Origin of the sequence: Oscillatoria sp. FACHB-1407, from assembly GCF_014697545.1 — a bacterium.
Classification (GTDB): Bacteria; Cyanobacteriota; Cyanobacteriia; order Elainellales; family Elainellaceae; genus FACHB-1407.
This window is the reverse complement of sequence record NZ_JACJSA010000002.1, coordinates 592,246-612,755: the sequence shown is the minus strand read 5'-3', so window position 1 is coordinate 612,755 and position 20,510 is coordinate 592,246. Positions and strand designations below refer to the sequence as shown.

Genomic DNA, 20,510 nt, shown 5'->3' with positions numbered 1-20,510 from the left:
GTACAAAGGATAGAGTTACTGGAGTTGTGCTTGCAACACCTCTGGGGGTGACACCAAATCCCATGAGTTTTCTGCGGCAACAAGCGTCTCTAATTGTTGGCGTTGGGCAGAGTACTGTTCTAAAAGGCGATTCGCATCCTGCAACTGTTGCTGTAGATGAGCGTATTGCTCTAACGCAGGTGATATCTCAGCCAGACGTTGATCAAGGGTTTGATCGAGTTGCGCCATTCTGTGGTGATAGAGCTGTAAAATTTCAACCTCGTGAGTCACTTCAACCCATTGCTGCACATCCGAGATTTGTCGGGCTAGAGGGGTTGGCTGACCCAACACATAGGTCAGGATAAATTGCGTTGAAACTCGATTCGTTTCCGCTTTGAGTTGCGATAAAAGAGCTTGATATTGCGCGTACAGCGATCGCAAATAGTCTTGCCGAATCTGCGGTTGTTGCAGTTCTTCTGTCATCGACTGCTCCACTGTCCGCAGTTGCTCCATCCAGTGTTGGTATTGGGTGCTCTGGGCTAACAAATCAGTGGCACTAAAGGGATGGGCATCCTGTCCTAGCTGAGTTTCTAACCGCTCAACTTGCTTACGGGTTGCATCCAGTTTGGCTTGATTTTGCTCCATTTGTCGCCCCAGTCGGGTCTTGAGAGCTAGCGTTTGCTGTTGCCGTACTTGCAGGTGGGAGATCTGATGCTGTTGTTGAAAGTGAGCCAGATTGTCTTGCAGGGTTGCAATCCGAGCTTGAGTGGATGACAACTGGGTTTTGATAAATTCCAGACTATGACAGGTCTGCGTCAGACACGATTCAGGCTGACTGGTGTAGATCGCTGCCACCGTCTCTAAAACCGCTTGTAGCTGCCGAGTATCCCTCGCTCGATAACTAATCTCAATCACATCAGGGTCACTTGTTGGAGTGACTTTCAGATTGTTGAGCAACGCCGGATAGTCAACGTCGATTCCCTCTGCTTGAAGTTGGGCGATCGCAGGTTCTAGCATGGCTGCGCTGGTTAACACCTGCAAGTGCTGTTCCAGGCTAGTCGTCGGAGGGGCGATCGCCGAGTAAGATTGGGACTGGGTTGCGGCTTCAGCATCCGTAGCAGAGACAGGATCACTGGTTGTGATCTGAAAGCGTCCTTCATATTCAGGGGTAGGCTGCATCAAGACGTCTGCTAACCCAACCGAACTGGCAGCAATTGCGACCCCGGCGATCGCGATCGTGTGGTGTTGTTTCAGGGAGCATCCCCATCCACCAGCGCGTGACGATGGGGGCACTTGGCTTGTCTGCGCCAGGCGATTAGAGCGTTTGGGGCTAGTAAAGACTCTAACCGACGTTGTGTTCACAACAGGAGGACTGGCTATCTGAGGGGTGGATGTGGTCACACTATTTCCTGATTGACCCGCAATGTCGCAGGAGATAGCGTGTGACTTGAGTTTGGCTGGTGTAGTAACCATCCCTGGCGACCCCTCAACGGTTGATAAAGAATATTCCTCTTTTTACACATACAGAATTTCACGACACAACCAGGAAAAACCACCAGATTTAATTCCTAACCTCTTATTAAGAGTGCGGCGTAATACAAATTCCATTTTTGAAGGCTATCCATCTGCCCCCACTCAACCTCCTCTGACCAAAGGGATGAGAGATTAGGAGGGGCAATTGCCATCTGTTATAGTGTTAACAGGCTTTTCAGACATCACTCCTTCTAAACCTGATTCTTACTTTGACTCTGTCTCCCCAACCGCTCCAACGTGCCAAATCGCTTCATGAGCAAGCTTATCAAGCCTTGCGGACTGGCATTTTGTCGGGTGAGCTGGCTCCGGGCGATCGCCTTGTTGAAACTCAACTCGCGCAATGGTTGCAGGTCAGCCGCACTCCTCTACGAGAAGCCTTACGGCAATTACAACGCGAGGGGTTAGTAACGGCTGAACCGAACGGCGGCTTGCGAGTTAGCACGATCTCTGCTGAAGATGCCATTCACCTGTACGATTGTCGTCTTGCTTTAGAACAGTTAGCCGTCGCAGAGGCGTGTAAAAACATCACAAAAACTCAACTCAAAAAACTCGAAAAGTACGTTAATCAAGCTGAATCATTAGAGCGCAGCACAACACAACCTGCACTCATTCAATTACTGGATTTAGACTATCAGTTTCATCATTTAATTGCAGAAAGCTCTGCAAATAAACGACTCATTTCTCTACTCGAAAATGTCTTTGATGCTATGTCGTTGTTACGCATTCAAACATTGCGTCGCAACCCCGAAGTACTCAACATTCGCTTAGAACATCGGCAGATTTACGAGGCGATCGCTCAACATGATAGCGCGACTGCTGTAGAGGCGATCGTGACTCATTTAACAGCCAGTAAAGCCAGAGTGGTGCAAGAAATTCAACGGCAAAATTAACTATTAATCAGCTTGAGTAACTGACCAGCAACCCGTACGTTGAGGTGCAAGTTCACATACCATTTCTATATTGGTCACTAGTGATTTAGTCATTAATCATTCGCTTGGGCTAGTGCTTTGTCACCGTTAAAAGCGAGGGTAGTTTGAGCATCTTGCTCGCGCGTGAGCGAGACGCTCACACTGACAATCCTAAGAATAAGGTGTGACGCTGCACTAGCAATGGTGTGTAAATTTCCACCTCAATCCATTAGTCACCATTAACCATTAACTATCAACCATTGACCATTGACCATTGACCATTAACCATTGACCATTGACCATTAACTATCAACCATTGACTATTAACCATTGACCATTGACCACTGACTAAGCCTGACTCGCCTTGTACGCTGCCCAACCCCCCAAATCCGAAATGTCAGGCCAGTTATATTTCTCGACTAATTCCTTTGGATAAAGCATCGCGATTGCCGTTGTACCATCCTCTAACAGCACCTCACTGGGATACATGTTGGGTGGTTCCGTTGACACCAAATAGTCATACTGCTCAGCAGAGAGTTCATACAACTCACCGGGAATCGAGATGCCACCTTCTTCCACCGCATAAATAGCGGGATGCCAACCATCGGCAGCAGCATGTAAACGGTAAAGGGGTTGGGTCTTCGCGGCTCGAACAAACGTTGCCGATTGCAGATTTTGATGGTCGGGTTGACCTCGTAGGGCAGACCCACAAATAAACACTCGTGTTGTTCCAGTTGATTGGCTCACAGTCACTCCTCCCATAACGTCATTTCTTGCAGAATCGTATCTTCGCAAACGGTTTTTGTGATTACGATACGATACTCTGTAGCAATCTAATTGTATACAGCATACAATGTATACAGCATACTGCATCTCACCTACTCCAAACAACGCAAATGACGACGGCAACTCTCCCAAAACTCAGTGTGAATGGCGATCGCCTCAACGACAGCATCGATCGTCTAGCTGAGATTGGCAAACAACCCTCTGGCAGCATTTGCCGCCTTGCCTTTACCTCCGAAGATTTGCAAGCTCGCTATTTTGTGCAGCAGTGGATGGTGGAGGCAGGCATGACCGTCCACATTGACGCCGCTGGCAACCTGATTGGCACCTATGCTGGACTCCATAACGCACCCGCATTAGCAACCGGATCGCATATTGACACCGTTCCCTCTGGAGGGCGATTTGATGGCGTTTTGGGAGTGCTGGCAGGGATTGAAGTCGTACGAACCCTGAAGGAAAATAACCTGCGGCTAAATCATCCCATTCAGGTGATTATCTTCACCGATGAAGAGAAAACTATGATTGGTTGTCAGGCGATCGCCGGAACTGCCCTGCTCCAGTCTTCAGACCGCTATCAGCCTGCAATCGGCAACTCTATCCAGACCTGCTTAAAGACACTAGGAGGCAACTGGGATGCTCTGGCAACGGCTCAGCGATCGCGTTCTGACATTGCCGCGTTTGTCGAACTCCACGTCGAACAGGGTGCCGTGTTGGAACGGTTGGGCACTGACATTGGCGTGGTTCAGGGTGTCGTGGGGATGCATCGCCAATCCATTACCGTCTTCGGACAAGCCAACCATGCCGGAACGACCCCAATGGATATGCGCCAGGATGCTTTGGTTGCAGCCGCAAAAATCGTTCTGGCCGTGCAGGAAATTGCCCGTCAGATGCCCAGTCAACCCGTCGCCACCGTGGGCTATTTGGACGTTTCCCCCAACGCTGTCAACATTGTGCCGGGGCAGGTGGAGCTATCGGTGGACATGCGCGATCTCTCCCATACTTGCCTGACGGAGATGATGCATCAATTGCAACAGCAGATTGAGGCGATCGCCACTGAAACCAATACCACCATTCAAATCACACCATTGCTGGAGGTGGAACCGACGCTAGCCGCACCTCATGTCCAGGGGGCGATCGAAACCGTCTGCCAAAATCTGAATCTCAGCTATTGTCATCTACCCAGTCGAGCCGGACATGACGCCATGGAACTGGGACGCATTACTGACATGGGGATGATCTTTGTGCCCAGTCAGTCAGGCGTGAGCCATTCTGAGGCAGAATATACCTCACCTGAACAATGTACCCAGGGCGCAAACGTCTTACTGCACACATTGCTAATGCTCGATGGGTTATATGAATGTTAGGAGAGTAAAGGGGTAGATGGGTAGATGCGTGGATGAGCAAAAGGACATTGCGGCATTGTTAATGAATCATCTCCCACTCCCCAATGACCAATGACCATTAACCATTGACCATTAACCATTAACCATTAACCATTAACCATTAACCATTAACCATTAACCATTAACCATTAACCATTAACCATTAACCATTGACCATTAACCATTGACCCTTGACTCCTCCCCACTCCCCATTCCCCACTCCGCACAGACGCGATTAATCGCGTCGCTTCACCCCCACCACTCCGCACAGATGCGATTAATCGCGTCGCTTCACCCTCCCTACTTCCCACCAACGACTAACCATGACTTCCCCCTATCCCCGTGACATGATTGGCTATGGACAGCATCCCCCTGACCCGAAATGGGAGGGACAGGCTCGTGTTGCCGTGCAGTTTGTGATCAACTACGAGGAAGGGGGCGAAACCTGTATTCTCCATGGCGACCAAAGCTCTGAGGTGTTTTTGTCCGAGATTGTGGGAGCCGTACCCCTCCAGGGATTGCGCCACATGAATATGGAGTCCTGCTATGAATATGGCAGTCGTGCAGGCTTTTGGCGGTTACATCGGCTGTTTACCGAGCGAGGCATTCCCGTCACGGTGTATGGAGTAGCAATGGCATTAGAGCGCAACCCCGAAGCCGTTGCTGCCATGCTTGCTGCCGATTGGGAGATCGCCAGTCACGGGTATCGCTGGATTGACTACAAATATTTTGGAGAAGCGGCAGAACGCGAACACCTGCAACAGGCGATCGCCATTCACACGCAAGTCACAGGCAGTCGCCCGTTGGGATGGTACACCGGACGCACGAGTTCCTACACCCGCCAACTGGTCGTCGAAGAAGGCGGATTTCTCTACGACTCCGACAGCTATGCCGATGATCTGCCCTACTGGGTCTATGACTACAGCAAACCCCATCTGGTGATCCCCTACACGCTCGACAACAACGACATGCGGTTTGCCACAGCGCAAGGCTTTAACTCTGGTGATCAGTTCTTTGCCTATCTGCGCGATGCCTTTGATGTGCTGTACGAGGAAGGCGAAACCGCTCCCAAAATGATGAGTGTGGGGTTACACTGTCGCCTAGTCGGTAGACCGGGACGAGCCGCTGCCCTGGCTCGATTCCTGGACTATGTGCAACAGCGCGATCGCGTCTGGTTGTGCCGTCGCATCGACATCGCCAAACACTGGCACGAACACCACAAACCTTCCCCTATTGACAAGTCAGCTTGATAGGATGAAAGCGTAATCATCCACAGATTGGGCTATGGCTGAATATCAACAGATTGAGTACCGCATCGGCAAAGACGGTCAGGTAATTGAAACCGTTCTCAATGCGACTGGAACCCATTGCACCCTTGCCACTGCCAACCTGGAGGAGGCACTGGGCACCGTTGAATCACGCGAATTGTTGCCGGAATACTACGAGACAGAAGAAACCGAGTTGACGGACGAAACGCAGTATTTGTCGCAGTTATGAGTGATTCCAATCTGGTTTGGTTCGGTAGCGTCTTGAGTATTGGCAGCATTATTTTTGTGTTGAGTTTGTTGGGTAAACGGACAGGCAGCCAAGTCAGCCAGTCTGCTCTTCAAACGACGCAATCCAGCATCCCATCAACGGACTCTGATCAGGTGCGATCGCTCCAGCAACAGTGTGTGCAACTGCGTCAAGAACTCCAACAACAACAGACTCAACTCCTCACCGACTGGCAAAATTCCACCTTTGAACAACTGCAATCCTTACTGATCAGCTATCCTACCGCTCGGAAGATGGCAGAAACCAAACCCGATCTGCCCGCCAAAAATTTGATAGCTCTCTTTACTCCACTGGAGAACCTGCTAGAAGCCTGGCAAATTGAACCTATTGGTGCTCCCTGGGAGGCTGTGCCCTACGATCCCCAATTGCATCAGCCCGATACGGATGATTTAGCCGCAGGTGAACCCGTTTACGTTCGCTTTGTGGGTTATCGTCAGGGCAATCGCATTCTTTGTCCTGCTAAGGTCAGTCGTACGTTGCCGGGGCAGGTTTAGAGGTTAGTGGTCAATGGTCAATGGTCAATGGTCAGTGGTTAATAGTCAATGGTTAATGGTTAATGGTCAATGGTTAATGGTTAATGGTCAATGGTTAATGGTCAATAGTCAGTGGTTAATGGTTAATGGTTGCGGGTGCTCAATCTCAGCCAACTTAAAACTTTATTGACTCCCCCATTCCCCACTCCCCTATTCCTTCACTCCCCACTCCCCATTCCCTACTCCCCACTCCCCTCCTCATGACTGCGATCGCCATTGACTTCGGCACCAGCAACACAGTCGTTAGCCTGTTGGAACCCGACACCCAACAGCCCAAAACGCTGCGGTTTCCGGGCATCTCTCGGCTGTTCAAATTAACTAATGCAAAGGGAGAAGTACAGGAGATTCCTGTAGTGCCGTCGTTGGTGTTTGTCAAAGGCGACCAGTGGGCATTCGGTGAACAGGTGCGATCGCAACGGTTGGGGTTGGCTCAGCCCGATCGCCTGTTCAAAGCCTTTAAGCGCGATTTAGTAGCAGATTTTCAACCACCACCTCGCTATCTGGACGACCAGACCTACACTGTAGAGACTGTTTCAGAGCGGTTTCTGCAACACTTGTGGGAACAAATCCAACAACAGGCGATCGCCCCATCGCAGGTGATTTTCACGATTCCAGTGGGAGCTTTTGAGCGGTATCTGGATTGGTTTCGCCAGGTTGCCGAAACACTGGGCATCCCAGAGGTGCGCCTGATAGATGAGTCTACAGCAGCAGCATTGGGCTATGCCGTGCAGCATCCGGGGTCACTAGTGCTAGTGGTTGACTGGGGTGGAGGCACGCTGGATTTGAGCCTGGTTCGCACTGCTGCTACCACTGGAAGTGATAGGGTACAACAGGCGGAGGTGCTGGCAAAGTCAGATGCCTATGTCGGTGGTGAAGATATTGACCAGTGGATTGTGGAGGACTATCTAAGGCAGATTGGGTCATCGCGAGCAGTCGTTGGGGCGGTGGGTTGGCAGAACTTGTTGGCGATCGCCGAACGCCTGAAAATCCGATTGTCAGGTGCAGCGGAAGCCAAAGAGAGTTGGCTCGATGAGGAAACCTTTACAGCTTATGACATCAGTTTTAGCCGCGATCGCCTAGAGGAAATTCTGGAAACTCAGCAATTTCTCGAACACCTGCGACAGGCATTAGACGATGTGTTGGCGATCGCGTTGAGTAAGGGAATTCATAAATCTGACATTGAGCAGGTGTTACTCGTCGGTGGCAGTTGTTTGGTGCCTGCGGTGCAACAGTTGGTGCTGTCTTACTTTGGGCGGCAACGGGTAAAGTTTGACAAACCTTTTGAGGCGATCGCTCACGGTGCTCTGGCTCTGACCCAACTGGCTGATATTGACGACTATCTGCATCACACTTATGCCATTCGATTGTGGGAACCCTACACTCGCACCTATTCTTACTTTCCGTTGTTTGAGCGGGGCACTCGCTATCCCTGTCAGCGGGCTGAATCCCTGACATTACAGGTTGCTACTCCAGGTCAGCACGAGATTCGTCTGGATATCGGCGAAGTGGCAGATATCGCTCAGGCAGAAGTTAGCTACGACGCCCAAGGCAGAATGACCAGCAGCAGCCTCAACCGCCTGGAAACCTATCGATCGCTGGAAAGCAATCGAGAGGAAGTTTGCATCGCTCACCTCGACCCACCTGGACAGACAGGGATCGATCGCCTCTCGGTGAAATTTGAAGTCAACGAAGAACGGGTTCTGGTGGCTACCATTCGAGATTTGCTGACCGACAAACTGCTGTTGGAAAAGGGGGCGATCGCCAAATTGAAATAGTCTCGCTTGAAGCAGGTTGGAGATGAGGAAAGACAGCAGAGAGTTAGGAGTAATCCTCTCTGCTGCTGAGGCTGTTAAGAGACACCAGTAAAAGACATCAGAGAGCCAGGATGATCAGATTGGAACTACGGCACATGCAACCCCTCCCGACCTCCTCTTATAGCCGTAACCCCATGTGATAGGGCGGAGGCGAGTCAGGAAGCTTTCCCAGAATCAGGATTTGAGCCATTGCCTGTCTACGCATTCAAAATGCGATCTAAGATCTGGGTTTTTAGCTCGGCGAGAGCAGTCCCACCTAAAGGACGAGGGCGGGGCAATGGAATCGGCAAATCCAGGTCAATGCCACCATTTTTCAAAACAATCACGCGATCGGCTAGGAAGACTGCTTCCTCTACGTTATGAGTTACCAGAATGGCGGTGAACTGCTGCTCTTGCCAGAGGGTTTGAATTAGTTGTTGCATCTCTAATCGAGTGAGGGCATCCAGCGTACCGAGCGGCTCATCCAGCAGCAACAACCGGGGTTGGCTCACCAAAGCGCGTGCCAGGGCAACCCGTTGTCGTTGTCCCCCAGACAGTTGCGTAATCCAGGCACGGGTGCGATCGCCCAATCCCACCTGTTGCAGTGCCCACAATCCCTGCTGTCGGGTATTGTGACGCAATCCCAGCGAAAAATAAGTGAGATAGGTTGTGGTGCAGCACGTGAACAATAGCTTAAAAACGAGTAGAGAGTTCATGCGCTCAGTGCTACACCCACCGAAGATTTAAAGTTAAATGAAACACAAAATTGAGTTAATCAACCGCGATCGCTTCACATTAGAGGTAGCAGACGATCAGTTCATTTTAGAGGCGATCGAAGCGGCTGGATTGCGCTTGCCCGTAGGATGTCGCTATGGGGCATGTATCACCTGTGCGGCGCGATTGTTATCAGGAGAAGTTGAGCAATCCAGAGCGGTTGCCTTAAAACCTGCCCAGGCAGCAAAGGGATATGTCTTGCTTTGTATCGCCTCTCCCGCAGCGATTGCCAGTTTGAAGTGGGAGTTGAAAACCAGCAAGAACTTTATCCCAATCCCTTTAAGGCTCATCAGTGAGTAACCTGAATCGGACTTACACACTTGAAGCCTAAACCTTTAATTCCCCCTTAGCCCCTCTTGAAAGGCTACCGTGTACACAAAAGTCTTCATAACCCTTACATTCCCCAATTCTTAACGGTGTAAGTCCTGCTGAATTTAGAATCAGGATTTTGGTAGTTGAGTAACCCTTGGATTTCCGGTAGTCTGCTGCCACAGACTTCGTCCTGATATAGCTTTGGTCAGAAAGCTTAAGGCAACGGGAATGACTCAAACCCGCATGTTGGGGAAGCTCTCTAACTCGCCTCCGCCCCATTAAATGTGGCTACGGCTATAGAAGCGGTGAGTTTCGATGAGGTGACCGTTGCCAACGTTGGGATGGAACGGAGTAAGGTAGCTGCTAACCCTCTCGCCTGTTCCCGAATTTCAGGGATGGCAGTTGTTTCCCATAATTGACCACGACGAGTTGAACCCAGCGTATAAAGCCAGGTTGAAGGATTGCAATCTGCATCTATCAGAGCTCCATTTGAGTCAGTTTCCAGCCCGATCGCCAGGGCATCAGGTTGCACCAATCCATCCTGCAATAATTGCTGAATCAAGGGATGATTTAGTTTGCGATAGTCGCATTCTGACCCGGTACAGTTCACAACCCATGCAGCGTTCACAGGGGTTGACGCTTGGCTCCCCCGCTGACGAACGCTCACATTTATGCCAGTTGCCGACTCCTGAAACGCTTGAATTCGTCCTGCATGAATCTGCAACTGTCCCGATCGCCGCATATCCTCAAGAATTTGGGCGATCGCCGGAGCCACGCGATGGCGGTGTGTATCCCAATAGGAGCGCAGATGCCGCAAAAATCGGCGTTTTTCAACCGGAGATAGGCTCTGCCAGATCGAGTTTGTGAGCGGACGCAGCCCATCTATCACCGATCGCCAGTCTTTTCCTTGAGCCATGGCTTCCACAACCGCTTGCCGCACCCGCCGCAAGCAGGTTCGCACCGTCGCTTGAGAATCAAGGTTGAACAGAGACAAAGACGAGAGTGGATGGGATTGAGGCAAGGCGTGCTGTTGAGGCAACAGTCCACGACGCGAAATTAAGTGAATCGTACCGCGATGCCCCTGTTGATGGAGTGCGATCGCCCAATCCACCGCCGTTAACCCTGACCCAATCAATACCACCGGGTCGTCGGATGCCAGAGCATGAGGGAGGTTAGACCAACCCGAATGAATGTAGCGATCGCTCTGATAAAAAGATGAATTGGCGATCGCCAGGTGACGTGGCGGAGAGTTGCCCAATGCCAGGACAACCTGATCTACTTGAAGGGTGATTCCTGATTGCAAGAGGATGGTGGTGCGATCACCCGGCTTAATCGCGATCGCTGCATCGGTAACTCGCTCCAACCGGACTCCGGTCACTGCCGTTGCTTCTGCCTCTGCGACGACTGCTTGCACGTAACGCCCATACAGTTTGCGCGGCACAAAACTTTGGGGATTGAGGTCATTGAGGGGTTCGGTGATGGCTAAAACGCTTCCGGCAATAGAGGAGATTTGCTGCGCCCACTGCAAAAAGTGGTTGGGCTGGTCAGCAAACGCACTGATTTTACCTGCCGGAACGTTCATTAAGTGACAGGTCAACGCCGTGCTATAGGCAACTCCACACCCAACTGTAGAACGAGGCTCAATCAGATAAATGGTCAGGGGTTGACGTGCCATGCGCAGCAGATGAACCGCTACCATCGCTCCGCTAAAACCCCCACCAACAATGGCGATCGCGGGGGTCGATTGCTGTGACATAAAACTCCTTGTTCAATTACACTGCCTCACGATGCGGTCTAATCAAGCTGCCAGGTCGTATTGCACAGGCATTTGATTGACGTGCCCTGACTGCGGGCAATAAATCTGAATGGTCTTCAAAGGACGAGCGTAGATGTGCAACGTCACTAAATTTTCATCAGAGGTATTGGCAAGCTGATGAATCTGGTGGCGATCGACGGTAGCGAGCGCATTCCGTTGTAGGCGTTCCTCACGCTGCAACCGAACTGCCGCAACGGAAAGATCAGGGCAACATCGCCCCTGAGGGGAATCGACCTGCTCAAACAATCTGGAGGTCAATTCCCCGCGATAAACCCGCGTCACATTTAGCGAGTCTGCATGATCGTGGATTGTGCTGCTCTGCCCCGGCTTCCAACACAAAATCAGCATATCGAAGCGAGAAGTACGGCAAACCAACGTCCGCCGATAGCCCTGATTGCAAAACGCGATGTGCTGCTGAAACAGATCATCTTTCAGGTCTAAATCGGCAACCCAAGTCTGGAGTTGACTGAGTTGGAGGCGATCGATGGGCGATCGCATCGTTTCTAGAATGAAATCCTCAATATCTAAGCGTGTTCTGACCAAATTCATCGGTTCACCCCCACATCCATTACCAAGGAGATTACATACGGCTCATTGTACTGAACATGAATTCAATTTGTATTTCAATTCATTTCTAAATTATGTCAACTTGAATACAAAGTGAATTTTGATGGTGTCTAAATATTTCCTATGGCAGAGAGCGGGACTGAGCCCGGTGAATGAATTCGCGGCTATTGGAACGAAGTCCGCCGACGCGGACTGAGGTTCTGAACCTGAGTAGGCAGGTTTTGTTCTGGTAGCGGCGGTTTTAACCGCCACTCCCCTAACAGCCTTGCCAAGGGAAGGTTGGGAGGGGTCAGATGTATCGCTCTAAAACACTGAATTACTCCAGAGGTAAAGCCTTCGCCTTCCATTTCCGAGCAGAAGCCGGGGAACAAGGTTTCGATAGGATTTGTTTATAGCGAGAGCAATAGAAGAGGATAACTCTCCTTCCCCACTCCTCTACTCCCTCCCTCCCTATTCGCTGTGAGCAATCCTGCTGTAGAGTGTGGGAAAAGCCATTCCACCATTCACTATGGCAAGTTCCGCCAACAAATCGTCTCCCGATTTGCTCGATCAGCTAATTGAGCACAATTACCTCTGCAAAGACCTCGACAAAGCCTGGTTAGCGGATTACTTGCCGATTGACCGCCTGAAACAAGAGAAACTCTACTCCAATCGGCTGATTTACACTGCCTTTCGCCCTGAAACCTGGCTCGATGGGCTATATCTGATTCTCAGCGGTGGACCGATTATCATACGCAGTGCCCCGCTCGATCGCATTATTGCCATCAGCTATCCCGGTGGATGCTTTGGAATGCGTAGCTTGCCCATTGGCTATGGGCTGGTCGGTCGGGCGTTCCCCAGTCAGGTTGAGGCATATAAAACCACCAATGTCGTCAAGGTGCCAGTCGATCTGGTGGAGAAGCTGTATGAGAATAACGAAACTTTTCGCGATCGCTACGATCTACTCTTCGAGCTACGAGAAAAATTTCAGTATCATCTGCTAAATTGCAGCACCTATCCCCCTCAAGCGGTTGCGGCTCTGCTACGGGCTTTGATCTACCAGGAGCGTACGTTGGGTAATCAACCCGATGCAGCTGGAGCCTACATCTTTGACCTACCCATTGATCTCATTGCCCGCGCCTGTCAACTCAATCACCGCACTGTGGAACAGGTGCTCAAGGGGATGCAAACCGTTGGCTTAACCGAAGCCGCAAAGACCACTGACCCATCAGCCGATACGATTCGTGTGATTGACCCCGAAGGCATGAAGGAAACCTACAGCGCAACCCGTGACAAAGTATCGTGGTGGCCCCTGCGGTAATCAGCAAAAAGACCTGCGATTTTAAGAAGTCGCAGATCTTGAAAAGGTGTATCGTAACCCTTCGGTTGCTATAGCAATCCTATTTGATTTGTGAAAAAAGCTGTTTGTGAAAGTGCCCGCCCAAAGGGCGGGCACTTTCACAAACGATTTAGGATCGCTATAGAGAGCACGGATTACGCAAATTGGGCGTTGCTGAATAGAGGGACGATTATTTTGACACAGACATGAGCGAGACGCTCACACTCCTTTCAGGTGAATCGTTTAAACCAGTGCGAGCATCCTGCTCGCGACTCATTCATCCTCAAGCTCAGCAACGCCCGCAGATTACGCAAATTGAATATCTGCCGCTGTGATCCGATTTGCTTGAACTCCCGTGAGGATTGCCAGCACATCGTTACCTGCTTTCACCAGGGTATTTTGCCCCTGTTGCACGGCATGCACTCGGCTGGGGCTAATACCAGCTGACAACCGCAAGCGATCGAACCCATCCTGGAAGTCTCGAATCAGGTCATATTGGCGACCCGAAGCCAGCACAAAGACATCGCGTCCTGCACCACCAGTCATCGTATCGATGATGGAGTCAACCACTTTGGCACGTCCACCCAGCGAGGTTTGTCCAACTGGAACCTGACCACCCCAGATGATGTCACTACCGCGACCCCCGCTGATGATGTCACCCCCATTACCACCGACTAGGATGTCATTCCCGTTGTCGCCTAACAACTCATCCCGACCATCGCCCCCAAACAGGCTGTCTTTGCCGTTGTCGCCTGCGATCCAGTCGTTGCCACCGTTGCCTTCAATTTGGTTGGCAACTGCATTACCAACGATGTCATCTGCGCTAGAGGTGCCGATGACATTTTCGATGATGCTGTTGTCGGCGATCGCTGTTCCATAAGCCGAGGTACGATAAACAGTTCGACTGGTGTCATCTGGGGTGATGAACGGCATGTTGTCGTAGGCTGCTTTGGTGGTCAGCATTCCTCCTTCAGTCAGCTCCAGAACGTAACCTTTGGCATCAGCAGCCAACTTCGAGAAATCCAGCGTATCAACACCACCTGCATCCCACAGAGCGAGTTTGACATCGATAGTGCTGCTGCCCCAATAACGACTGCCATCTGAGTAACCAGAGACGCGATCGAAGGAGTAGACTGTGTTGCCTGCGTTTAGAGAACTGGCTCCATAGAGATATTGCAGAGCCGCAATGTCATAGGGCATCAGTGAAACGGCATAGTGAGTGCTGGGACTGTAGGTCATGACCGTGTTGGTGTTGTTATCTTCCCACCGGGGTAGAAACGGCCCCAAACCTGTACTGCCTTGCTCATTGCCGTTGTAGTCACCGGGGTGTTTCAGCCCTAAAGCGTGCAACGTTTCATGGATCAATGTTTCAAACCCGTAGCTACCGGGTCCAGTTTGCCACCCGTCATCGGTCAAGTTGTTGTCATTGTCAGGGTCTAAGTGGACATCTCCACTTTGATTCATGCCTGGATAAGGAAAGTAAGCATGAGCATAGTCCGCATCATTAGAAAGCATGTAGCGAACTTGTCCATGACTGGTAGCGGTATCTGCAACTTCCACAAAATCAACATTAACGAAAGGTTCAATGTAGTTTTCCAAAATGTTGCGGATAAATGCTTTAGTGGTATCACTGACTTCGGAAAGCCCTTTTGTATCTGCATAGTAAGCACCATTTAAAGCGTTGTTGTAGAAACTGTAGGTAATGGTAGGGGTGTTCCACTTGGTTCCAAAGGCCAGTGAATCGATGTAGTTGAGGTTTGAGGAGTTGACCCAACTAATCTCTAATGGCTTGGTAATAGCGGTTGAGCCTGTACTCGTCGGAACAAAAGAACTGCCGTTGGCACATTGGACACAGATACAAGTTGTCCGTTGAGCAACACGATGTGGAGTCAGACCTGACCCAGTCCAACCAGAGCGTTGAGTTAAGAAGTTGTCTGCGTTAAGTGATGAATTAGCGATCGAGTTGTCGAAACTGAGTGAAGTGGATTGCATGAGTTGACTCCGTGGTTTGAGGCGATCGGGCTTATTCAGAGAAACCAAACAGGGGTTGAAGTGGGACAAGGAATGTTGAAGAAACTCGCTTGAATTGAGCATCTGCATCTCAGGCAGTGTTTTCAATTGAGTGCTTCCACGTTTATTTACTTCTGAGAAAAATCCGCCTATGCAACCACGACTCGATCAACAAAATGCGATCGCCAAAAATCCCCAGCACAGTAATTGCCGGGGATGAAATCAAAACGGACATTGTAGTTATCGCCACTTCATTTAGGGCAGAGGTGGAACCCCTGCACCCCGCCTAACCAACCCCTCGGTTGGCGCACTCACTCGCCGGCGTCTTAAACCAAACTGACGTTAAATCACATCGGCAAACGTCCGCTCAACCTTGCGGAAATACCAGATGCCGCTCATCAGCACCAATCCAACTAACACCAGTGAGATCACAAATCCAGGCAAATAAAGCTGAGCGTCATTGCCAATAATTGCCCAGCGAAATCCGTCAATCACTCCCACCATTGGATTAAGCGAATAGATTAATCGCCACTGCTCTGGCACGATGCTGCTGCTAAAGCCAACGGGTGAAATATACAGTCCGAATTGCACAATAAACGGCACGATATAGCGGAAATCTCGATACTTTACATTCAGGGCTGCCAACCATAACCCTGTTCCCATTGACGCAGCAAACGCAATCAAAATAAACAAGGGCAACGTGACAATTCGCCAGGTTGGGACAAAGTCATACCATGCCAGTAACGCCAACAAAATCATCCCTGAAATCAAGAAATCTACAAAACTGACAATCACTGCACTCGCAGGCACAACTAATCGCGGAAAGTAGACTTTTGAAATCAGGTTGGCATTGGTGATGAGACTGTTGCTGCATTCCGATAGGGCATTGGCAAAGAATTGCCAGGGCAACATCGCCGCAAACACCAGAATGGGATAGGGTGCGCCACTGGAGGGAAGCTGTGCCAGTTTGCCAAACACAATCGTGAACACCACCATTGTCAAAAATGGACGAATGAGTGCCCAGGCAATGCCGATCGCCGTTTGCTTATAGCGCACCAAAATATCACGCCATGCTAAAAAATAAAAAAGCTCACGATACCGCCACAAATCCCGCCAATATTGCTTCTCAGTCCGCCCTGCTTCAATAATTAAAAGGTCTGTTTTCATGGCAATCAGGCTTTGGCGTGAGCTTCTAGTAAAATGTTGCAAATTTCTCGTACACAGCCCTGTCCCCCGGCTAAGCGCGTAATGTAGATAGCCGAGTCCTGGTTTTCGGGCATCGCATCCGCGACAGTGAGCGGACAACCCACTATTTTGAGAATCGGTAAATCGATAATGTCATCCCCTACATAAGCCACCTGAGCCAGGGTGATTTTGAGTTGATTACACAGATCTTTCAACACGGTTAGCTTGTCTTCGATTCCTGTAAACACATATCGCACACCCAGTCGCTGTGCCCGATGGACAACGGCACGAGAGGTGGTTGTAGTCACGATCGCCACTCGAATTCCAGCTTTCATCACCATCTGAATCCCCTGTCCATCTTTGGCATTAAATCGTTTTAGCTCAATACCAGTGTCGGTGTAATACAATCCCCCATCCGTCAGAACTCCATCTACGTCAAGTGCTAGCAGCTTGATCCGCGAGAGACGTTCTCGCAGCACAGGTTTAGGAACTGTATACATGACTCGTACCAATTCACGTTTCTATGGCTACAGGTTTAACCGCTCCCCAACTTCTTTGAGAGCGGTCTTCCACTATTACGGATGGCGATCGCCCCTGTCAGGACAACCACGACTGGGATTTATCCTTTATCCTTCATCGTTTATCCTTCATCGTTTATCCTTCTCCTCTCCCACTCACTACCATTGCTGACGCCTGTTGTGCCATCTCCATGAAAATCTTCTGCGAACTCTGCTCTGTTTCTGGAGGGTTGGGGCGACGCTGAATGTAGCGACCATCGGGCTGCAAATCCCAGGCCTGGCGGTTGTCTGCCAGCATGATGCCCAAAATCTCCTGCAAGTCTTTGGCGATCGCCGGGTCATCCACGGGGGTTACAGCTTCTACTCGTCGGTCTAAGTTGCGCGGCATCCAATCGGCACTACCAATAAATACCTCATCGTTACCGTTATTGTTGAAGTAGAAGATGCGGGAGTGCTCAAGAAAACGACCGACAATACTGACCACCCGAATGTTTTCACTGATGCCCTTTAGCCCCGGTCTGAGGCAACAAATGCCACGCACAATCAAGTCGATTTCTACCCCTGCCTGCGACGCTTCATACAGGGTGGAAATAATGGTTGGGTCAACCAGAGCATTCATCTTGGCTACAATACGGGCGTGATTTCCCGCTTTGCAGTGCTCGATCTCACGGTGAATCAAATCAACCATGCGATCGCGCAAATTGACTGGAGCCACTAACAGCTTGCGGTAGGACTGCTGCCGAGAATAGCCCGTCAGATGATTAAACAAATCCGTCAGGTCTGCTCCCAACTCTTCACGGCAGCTAAACAAGCCTAAATCCGTATAGAGGCGAGCAGTTTTAGGGTTGTAGTTCCCCGTACCCACATGGACATAACGACGAATGCGGTTTTCCTCTCGCCGCACCACCAACACCAATTTGGTATGAGTCTTTAACCCCACCAATCCGTACACCACGTGCACGCCCACTTTCTCTAACTTCCGTGCCCAATTGATGTTGTTCTCTTCGTCAAATCGGGCTTTTAGCTCCACCAACACCGCCACTTGCTTGCCGTTTTCTGCTGCCGCAATCAACGCATTGACAATGGGAGAATCGCCAGAGGTGCGATAGAGCGTCATTTTAATGGTCAACACATTTGGATCATAGGCAGCTTGAGTGATAAATTTCTGCACAGATGATGCAAAAGAATGATAGGGATGATGCACCATCAAATCCTGCTTACGCAGGATCGAGAAGAAATCCTCAGCTTCAATCAGATCTTCATCTTCCTCAGCATCAATCAGGTTGCGCAACAAGGGATGGGTGACGGGTGACCAGGGTGGATCTTTTAACTCTGGCAGGGGCAACTCCATAAAGCACATCAGGTCGCTTAAGCACAGCAATCCCTCTACTTCATAGATATCGTTGGGTTGCAGTTCCATCTCCTCCGTGAGCGTGGCACGGATATTCTCAGGCATTGAAGCGTGAATCTCCATTCGCACGACCGACCCACCAAAGCGTCGCTTTCGCAACTCCTGCTCGATCGCCTGCATCAGATCATCCGCCTCATCCTCTTCGACCTCCAGGTCAGCATTACGAGTGATGCGAAAGGGATGATATTCCTGAATATTCATACCTGGAAAGAGAAATTCCAGGTTGTGAGCGATCACCTGCTCCAGGGAAACTCCTGTCCAGGGGGCAGGGCGATTTTTGTAGCGCAGGCGCAGATCTTCAGGCAGGGGCACAAAGCGAGGGAGTGTCTTGGGCACCTTGACTCTGGCAAAGTGTTCTTCCTCGGTTTCGGCATCTTTGACCACCACTGCCAGGTTCAGGCTGAGGTTTGAGATGTAGGGGAAGGGATGCCCCGGATCGACCGCTAGCGGAGTCAACACCGGGAAGATGCGTTCCTCAAAATAACGTTGGAGATAGAGTCGTTGTTCCTGGTTGAGATCGACATAATCAAGCAGATAGATCCCTTTTGCAGCGAGTTGGGGTCGTAAAGCTTGATCAAAATGGCGGTGTTGTTGAGCCACCATAGGACGCAATCGTTGACTGATGGCGTCCAGGTGTTCCTGAGGGGTGCGACCGTCGGGTGATACCTTCGCGACCTCTGCTTCAACCTGTTGCTTGAGCGCAGCAACGCGCACCATAAAGTATTCGTCTAAGTTGCTACTAAAGATAGCGATGAATTTTAACCGCTCGATGAGGGGTGTGCGGGGGTCAAACGCTTCGTGCAAAACCCGATTATTAAACTCCAGCCAGCTTAACTCTCGGCTGAAATAATATTGTGAGCCTTTCAGGTCGGTTTCAGCAGGGCTTTTTTTCGTTTTAGGCATACGTTTAGCGGGCACTTACCTGATAAGAGGAGAATGTATAGCGGCAACAGAGTAATCTGAGGATTTTGGTTACAGTAGCAGAATAAGTCAAAGAACAGATTAAGAAGCGCAGCAGGAAAGAATGATTGGAAAGATCGATCATTCTAGCTAAAAGACTTCATCCTCAATTCCCTTCCACCACTCTCCCAGATTCATAACGTCTTGATGCAGGTCAGCGATCGCCTCTTCGTATTCCTCCAGAGAGATTTCTCCGGTCTGTCTTTGTTCTTGCAGTTTGGCTAAGCGAAGCTGTGCCAGCAACCAGGGTTTGAAGGTGCCACCAGTAGATTCGATGAAGCGAGCGAGTTCTTGACTGTCCATACTTTCTGCCTGAAGGATGAGAAATTCACAAAATACAAAAACAGCCACCCGTTAAAATGTGGCTGTTTCAAAACTTAACGCTTTTTGAAGCGTAGTAGCGTGTTTAGACGAATTCTACTAAGTACTGCTCACAGATAGGGTTTGGAAATAAAACCAGGGGGGTGTGGGGGCTGTGCCCCCAAGTCAGGGGTTGAACCCCTGCACCCCACATTTCTACCCTTATTGACGACAAGTTGTCCTAAGCAGCAAGGTTTTGAGCAACAAAGTCCCAATTGACCAGGCGATCGAGGAAGTTATTGATAAAGGCGGGACGAGCATTCCGGAAATCGATGTAGTAGGCGTGCTCCCACACATCCAGGGTCAACAGTGCTTTTTGACCATACGCCAATGGGTTTTCAGCATTGGGAGTTTTGATCACCTTCAAGCTATCCCCATCTTGAATCAACCATGCCCAACCACTGCCAAATTGAGTAGCCGCTGCATTGCTGAATTCTTTTCTAAAATTCTCATAGCTGCCAAAAGAACTGTTGATCTTGGCTGCAAGGTCGCCTGTGGGTTCACCACCGCCACCCGCTTTCAAGCTATTCCAGAAAAAGGTGTGGTTCCAGACTTGAGCAGCGTTGTTGAAGATGCCAGCTTTAGATGAGTCTTTGAATGAGATTTGAATCACTTCCTCAAGAGACTTATCAGCCAGATCCGTATCTTTCGTCAAATTGTTGAGGTTATCAACATAGGCTTTGTGGTGCTTGCCATAGTGATACTCAAAGGTTTCAGCCTTCATCCCATAGGGTTCTAGAGCATCAGTTGCAAAAGGAAGGGGGGGTTGTACAAATGCCATTGTGTTCTCTCTAGTCTGTTTGTAGTTGTGAAC

23 protein-coding genes are annotated in these 20,510 nt (G+C 50.2%); 9 read left to right on the top strand and 14 right to left on the bottom strand.

The genetic code is table 11. The features are described from left to right. Nucleotides 1–15 precede the first annotated feature (15 nt). Complete coding sequence (locus tag H6G89_RS05830; RefSeq protein ID WP_190504305.1) at nucleotides 16–1,452, bottom strand: hypothetical protein; 1,437 nt, start codon at nucleotides 1,450–1,452, stop codon at nucleotides 16–18. Nucleotides 1,453–1,721: 269 nt separating this feature from the next. Between H6G89_RS05830 and H6G89_RS05825 the strand changes: the two genes are divergently transcribed. Next, complete coding sequence (locus tag H6G89_RS05825; protein ID WP_190504304.1) at nucleotides 1,722–2,402, top strand: GntR family transcriptional regulator; 681 nt, start codon at nucleotides 1,722–1,724, stop codon at nucleotides 2,400–2,402. Nucleotides 2,403–2,673: 271 nt separating this feature from the next. On the opposite strand, the gene H6G89_RS35600 is transcribed toward H6G89_RS05825, so the two are convergent. Together H6G89_RS35600 and H6G89_RS05820 are read right to left on the bottom strand one after the other, a co-directional pair. Beyond that, entirely contained in the window at nucleotides 2,674–2,799 is a 126-nt protein-coding gene (locus tag H6G89_RS35600) for a hypothetical protein (RefSeq protein ID WP_255519372.1), read from the bottom strand. Beyond that, the gene (locus H6G89_RS05820) at nucleotides 2,769–3,167 is read right to left on the bottom strand and encodes an allophanate hydrolase-related protein (protein ID WP_309229637.1); all 399 of its coding nucleotides are present in this window, start codon (nucleotides 3,165–3,167) and stop codon (nucleotides 2,769–2,771) included. Before H6G89_RS05820 ends, H6G89_RS35600 begins: the two co-directional genes overlap by 31 nt. 149 nt (nucleotides 3,168–3,316) lie before the next feature. Between H6G89_RS05820 and H6G89_RS05815 the strand changes: the two genes are divergently transcribed. Beyond that, nucleotides 3,317–4,567 carry a Zn-dependent hydrolase gene (locus H6G89_RS05815; RefSeq protein ID WP_190504302.1) on the top strand — a complete coding sequence of 417 codons (1,251 nt, stop codon included), beginning with the start codon at nucleotides 3,317–3,319 and terminating at the stop codon, nucleotides 4,565–4,567. On the opposite strand, the gene H6G89_RS35595 is transcribed toward H6G89_RS05815, so the two are convergent. Together H6G89_RS35595 and H6G89_RS05810 are read right to left on the bottom strand one after the other, a co-directional pair. Beyond that, a complete protein-coding gene (locus H6G89_RS35595) occupies nucleotides 4,564–4,686 on the bottom strand; it encodes a hypothetical protein (protein WP_255519371.1) in 123 nt (40 codons plus the stop codon). The two genes, H6G89_RS05815 and H6G89_RS35595, sit on opposite strands and share 4 nt — an antisense overlap. Nucleotides 4,687–4,734: 48 nt before the next feature. Continuing rightward, nucleotides 4,735–4,896: a hypothetical protein gene (locus tag H6G89_RS05810; protein WP_190504301.1), complete on the bottom strand. Its 162-nt coding sequence runs from the start codon at nucleotides 4,894–4,896 to the stop codon at nucleotides 4,735–4,737. Nucleotides 4,897–4,908: 12 nt separating this feature from the next. Between H6G89_RS05810 and puuE the strand changes: the two genes are divergently transcribed. The 5 genes from puuE (at nucleotide 4,909) to H6G89_RS05785 (ending at nucleotide 8,447) form a co-directional block, all read left to right on the top strand. Then, nucleotides 4,909–5,835: an allantoinase PuuE gene (gene puuE / locus H6G89_RS05805; protein ID WP_190504300.1), complete on the top strand. Its 927-nt coding sequence runs from the start codon at nucleotides 4,909–4,911 to the stop codon at nucleotides 5,833–5,835. 34 nt (nucleotides 5,836–5,869) lie between these two features. Beyond that, nucleotides 5,870–6,082, top strand: coding sequence for a DUF2997 domain-containing protein (locus H6G89_RS05800; RefSeq protein WP_190504299.1), 213 nt, complete (start codon nucleotides 5,870–5,872; stop codon nucleotides 6,080–6,082). After that, nucleotides 6,079–6,633, top strand: coding sequence for a nucleotide exchange factor GrpE (locus H6G89_RS05795; RefSeq protein ID WP_190504298.1), 555 nt, complete (start codon nucleotides 6,079–6,081; stop codon nucleotides 6,631–6,633). The genes H6G89_RS05800 and H6G89_RS05795 overlap by 4 nt, the downstream gene beginning before the upstream one ends. Before the next feature lie 13 nt (nucleotides 6,634–6,646). Then, nucleotides 6,647–6,802, top strand: coding sequence for a hypothetical protein (locus tag H6G89_RS05790; protein ID WP_190504297.1), 156 nt, complete (start codon nucleotides 6,647–6,649; stop codon nucleotides 6,800–6,802). Between the two features lie 70 nt (nucleotides 6,803–6,872). Next, entirely contained in the window at nucleotides 6,873–8,447 is a 1,575-nt protein-coding gene (locus H6G89_RS05785) for an Hsp70 family protein (protein ID WP_190504296.1), read from the top strand. Between the two features lie 236 nt (nucleotides 8,448–8,683). Here H6G89_RS05785 and H6G89_RS05780 read toward each other — a convergent pair whose 3' ends face one another. Further along, nucleotides 8,684–9,181 carry an ATP-binding cassette domain-containing protein gene (locus tag H6G89_RS05780; RefSeq protein WP_190504295.1) on the bottom strand — a complete coding sequence of 166 codons (498 nt, stop codon included), beginning with the start codon at nucleotides 9,179–9,181 and terminating at the stop codon, nucleotides 8,684–8,686. Between the two features lie 37 nt (nucleotides 9,182–9,218). On the opposite strand from H6G89_RS05780, the gene H6G89_RS05775 reads away from it, so the two are divergent. Next, nucleotides 9,219–9,539, top strand: a complete 321-nt coding sequence (locus H6G89_RS05775; protein ID WP_375539681.1) for a 2Fe-2S iron-sulfur cluster-binding protein — start codon at nucleotides 9,219–9,221, stop codon at nucleotides 9,537–9,539. A gap of 271 nt (nucleotides 9,540–9,810) precedes the next feature. On the opposite strand, the gene H6G89_RS05770 is transcribed toward H6G89_RS05775, so the two are convergent. Together H6G89_RS05770 and H6G89_RS05765 are read right to left on the bottom strand one after the other, a co-directional pair. Further along, a complete protein-coding gene (locus H6G89_RS05770) occupies nucleotides 9,811–11,307 on the bottom strand; it encodes an FAD/NAD(P)-binding protein (RefSeq protein ID WP_190504294.1) in 1,497 nt (498 codons plus the stop codon). Between the two features lie 42 nt (nucleotides 11,308–11,349). Beyond that, entirely contained in the window at nucleotides 11,350–11,916 is a 567-nt protein-coding gene (locus H6G89_RS05765) for a cysteine dioxygenase (protein ID WP_190504293.1), read from the bottom strand. Nucleotides 11,917–12,442: 526 nt separating this feature from the next. On the opposite strand from H6G89_RS05765, the gene H6G89_RS05760 reads away from it, so the two are divergent. After that, nucleotides 12,443–13,234 carry a Crp/Fnr family transcriptional regulator gene (locus tag H6G89_RS05760; RefSeq protein WP_190504292.1) on the top strand — a complete coding sequence of 264 codons (792 nt, stop codon included), beginning with the start codon at nucleotides 12,443–12,445 and terminating at the stop codon, nucleotides 13,232–13,234. 324 nt (nucleotides 13,235–13,558) lie between these two features. Here the strand turns inward: H6G89_RS05760 and H6G89_RS05755 are convergent, their stop codons facing one another. The 6 genes from H6G89_RS05755 to H6G89_RS05730 form a co-directional block, all read right to left on the bottom strand. Next, the gene (locus H6G89_RS05755) at nucleotides 13,559–15,244 is read right to left on the bottom strand and encodes a M10 family metallopeptidase C-terminal domain-containing protein (protein WP_190504291.1); all 1,686 of its coding nucleotides are present in this window, start codon (nucleotides 15,242–15,244) and stop codon (nucleotides 13,559–13,561) included. A gap of 360 nt (nucleotides 15,245–15,604) precedes the next feature. Next, nucleotides 15,605–16,429: an ABC transporter permease gene (locus H6G89_RS05750; RefSeq protein WP_190504290.1), complete on the bottom strand. Its 825-nt coding sequence runs from the start codon at nucleotides 16,427–16,429 to the stop codon at nucleotides 15,605–15,607. A gap of 5 nt (nucleotides 16,430–16,434) precedes the next feature. After that, entirely contained in the window at nucleotides 16,435–16,947 is a 513-nt protein-coding gene (locus H6G89_RS05745; RefSeq protein ID WP_190504289.1) for a KdsC family phosphatase, read from the bottom strand. 154 nt (nucleotides 16,948–17,101) lie between these two features. Further along, nucleotides 17,102–19,279: a polyphosphate kinase 1 gene (gene ppk1, locus H6G89_RS05740; RefSeq protein WP_190504288.1), complete on the bottom strand. Its 2,178-nt coding sequence runs from the start codon at nucleotides 19,277–19,279 to the stop codon at nucleotides 17,102–17,104. Between the two features lie 147 nt (nucleotides 19,280–19,426). After that, nucleotides 19,427–19,639, bottom strand: coding sequence for a hypothetical protein (locus tag H6G89_RS05735; RefSeq protein WP_190504287.1), 213 nt, complete (start codon nucleotides 19,637–19,639; stop codon nucleotides 19,427–19,429). A gap of 238 nt (nucleotides 19,640–19,877) precedes the next feature. After that, nucleotides 19,878–20,477 carry a superoxide dismutase gene (locus H6G89_RS05730; protein WP_190504286.1) on the bottom strand — a complete coding sequence of 200 codons (600 nt, stop codon included), beginning with the start codon at nucleotides 20,475–20,477 and terminating at the stop codon, nucleotides 19,878–19,880. Nucleotides 20,478–20,510: the final 33 nt, after the last annotated feature.

Coding starts and splice junctions, on each gene's coding strand:
- H6G89_RS05765 (WP_190504293.1), bottom strand. CDS start 11,916: ATGAATTTGGTCAGAACACGCTTAGATATTGAGGATTTCATTCTAGAA.
- H6G89_RS05780 (WP_190504295.1), bottom strand. CDS start 9,181: ATGAACTCTCTACTCGTTTTTAAGCTATTGTTCACGTGCTGCACCACA.
- H6G89_RS05815 (WP_190504302.1), top strand. CDS start 3,317: ATGACGACGGCAACTCTCCCAAAACTCAGTGTGAATGGCGATCGCCTC.
- H6G89_RS35595 (WP_255519371.1), bottom strand. CDS start 4,686: ATGGTTAATGGTCAATGGTTAATGGTCATTGGTCATTGGGGAGTGGGA.
- H6G89_RS05790 (WP_190504297.1), top strand. CDS start 6,647: ATGGTCAATGGTCAATGGTCAGTGGTTAATAGTCAATGGTTAATGGTT.
- H6G89_RS05785 (WP_190504296.1), top strand. CDS start 6,873: ATGACTGCGATCGCCATTGACTTCGGCACCAGCAACACAGTCGTTAGC.
- puuE (WP_190504300.1), top strand. CDS start 4,909: ATGACTTCCCCCTATCCCCGTGACATGATTGGCTATGGACAGCATCCC.
- H6G89_RS05760 (WP_190504292.1), top strand. CDS start 12,443: ATGGCAAGTTCCGCCAACAAATCGTCTCCCGATTTGCTCGATCAGCTA.
- H6G89_RS05730 (WP_190504286.1), bottom strand. CDS start 20,477: ATGGCATTTGTACAACCCCCCCTTCCTTTTGCAACTGATGCTCTAGAA.
- H6G89_RS05750 (WP_190504290.1), bottom strand. CDS start 16,429: ATGAAAACAGACCTTTTAATTATTGAAGCAGGGCGGACTGAGAAGCAA.
- H6G89_RS05800 (WP_190504299.1), top strand. CDS start 5,870: ATGGCTGAATATCAACAGATTGAGTACCGCATCGGCAAAGACGGTCAG.
- H6G89_RS05795 (WP_190504298.1), top strand. CDS start 6,079: ATGAGTGATTCCAATCTGGTTTGGTTCGGTAGCGTCTTGAGTATTGGC.
- H6G89_RS05775 (WP_375539681.1), top strand. CDS start 9,219: ATGAAACACAAAATTGAGTTAATCAACCGCGATCGCTTCACATTAGAG.
- H6G89_RS05745 (WP_190504289.1), bottom strand. CDS start 16,947: ATGTATACAGTTCCTAAACCTGTGCTGCGAGAACGTCTCTCGCGGATC.
- H6G89_RS05755 (WP_190504291.1), bottom strand. CDS start 15,244: ATGCAATCCACTTCACTCAGTTTCGACAACTCGATCGCTAATTCATCA.
- H6G89_RS05735 (WP_190504287.1), bottom strand. CDS start 19,639: ATGGACAGTCAAGAACTCGCTCGCTTCATCGAATCTACTGGTGGCACC.
- H6G89_RS05830 (WP_190504305.1), bottom strand. CDS start 1,452: ATGGTTACTACACCAGCCAAACTCAAGTCACACGCTATCTCCTGCGAC.
- H6G89_RS05770 (WP_190504294.1), bottom strand. CDS start 11,307: ATGTCACAGCAATCGACCCCCGCGATCGCCATTGTTGGTGGGGGTTTT.
- ppk1 (WP_190504288.1), bottom strand. CDS start 19,279: ATGCCTAAAACGAAAAAAAGCCCTGCTGAAACCGACCTGAAAGGCTCA.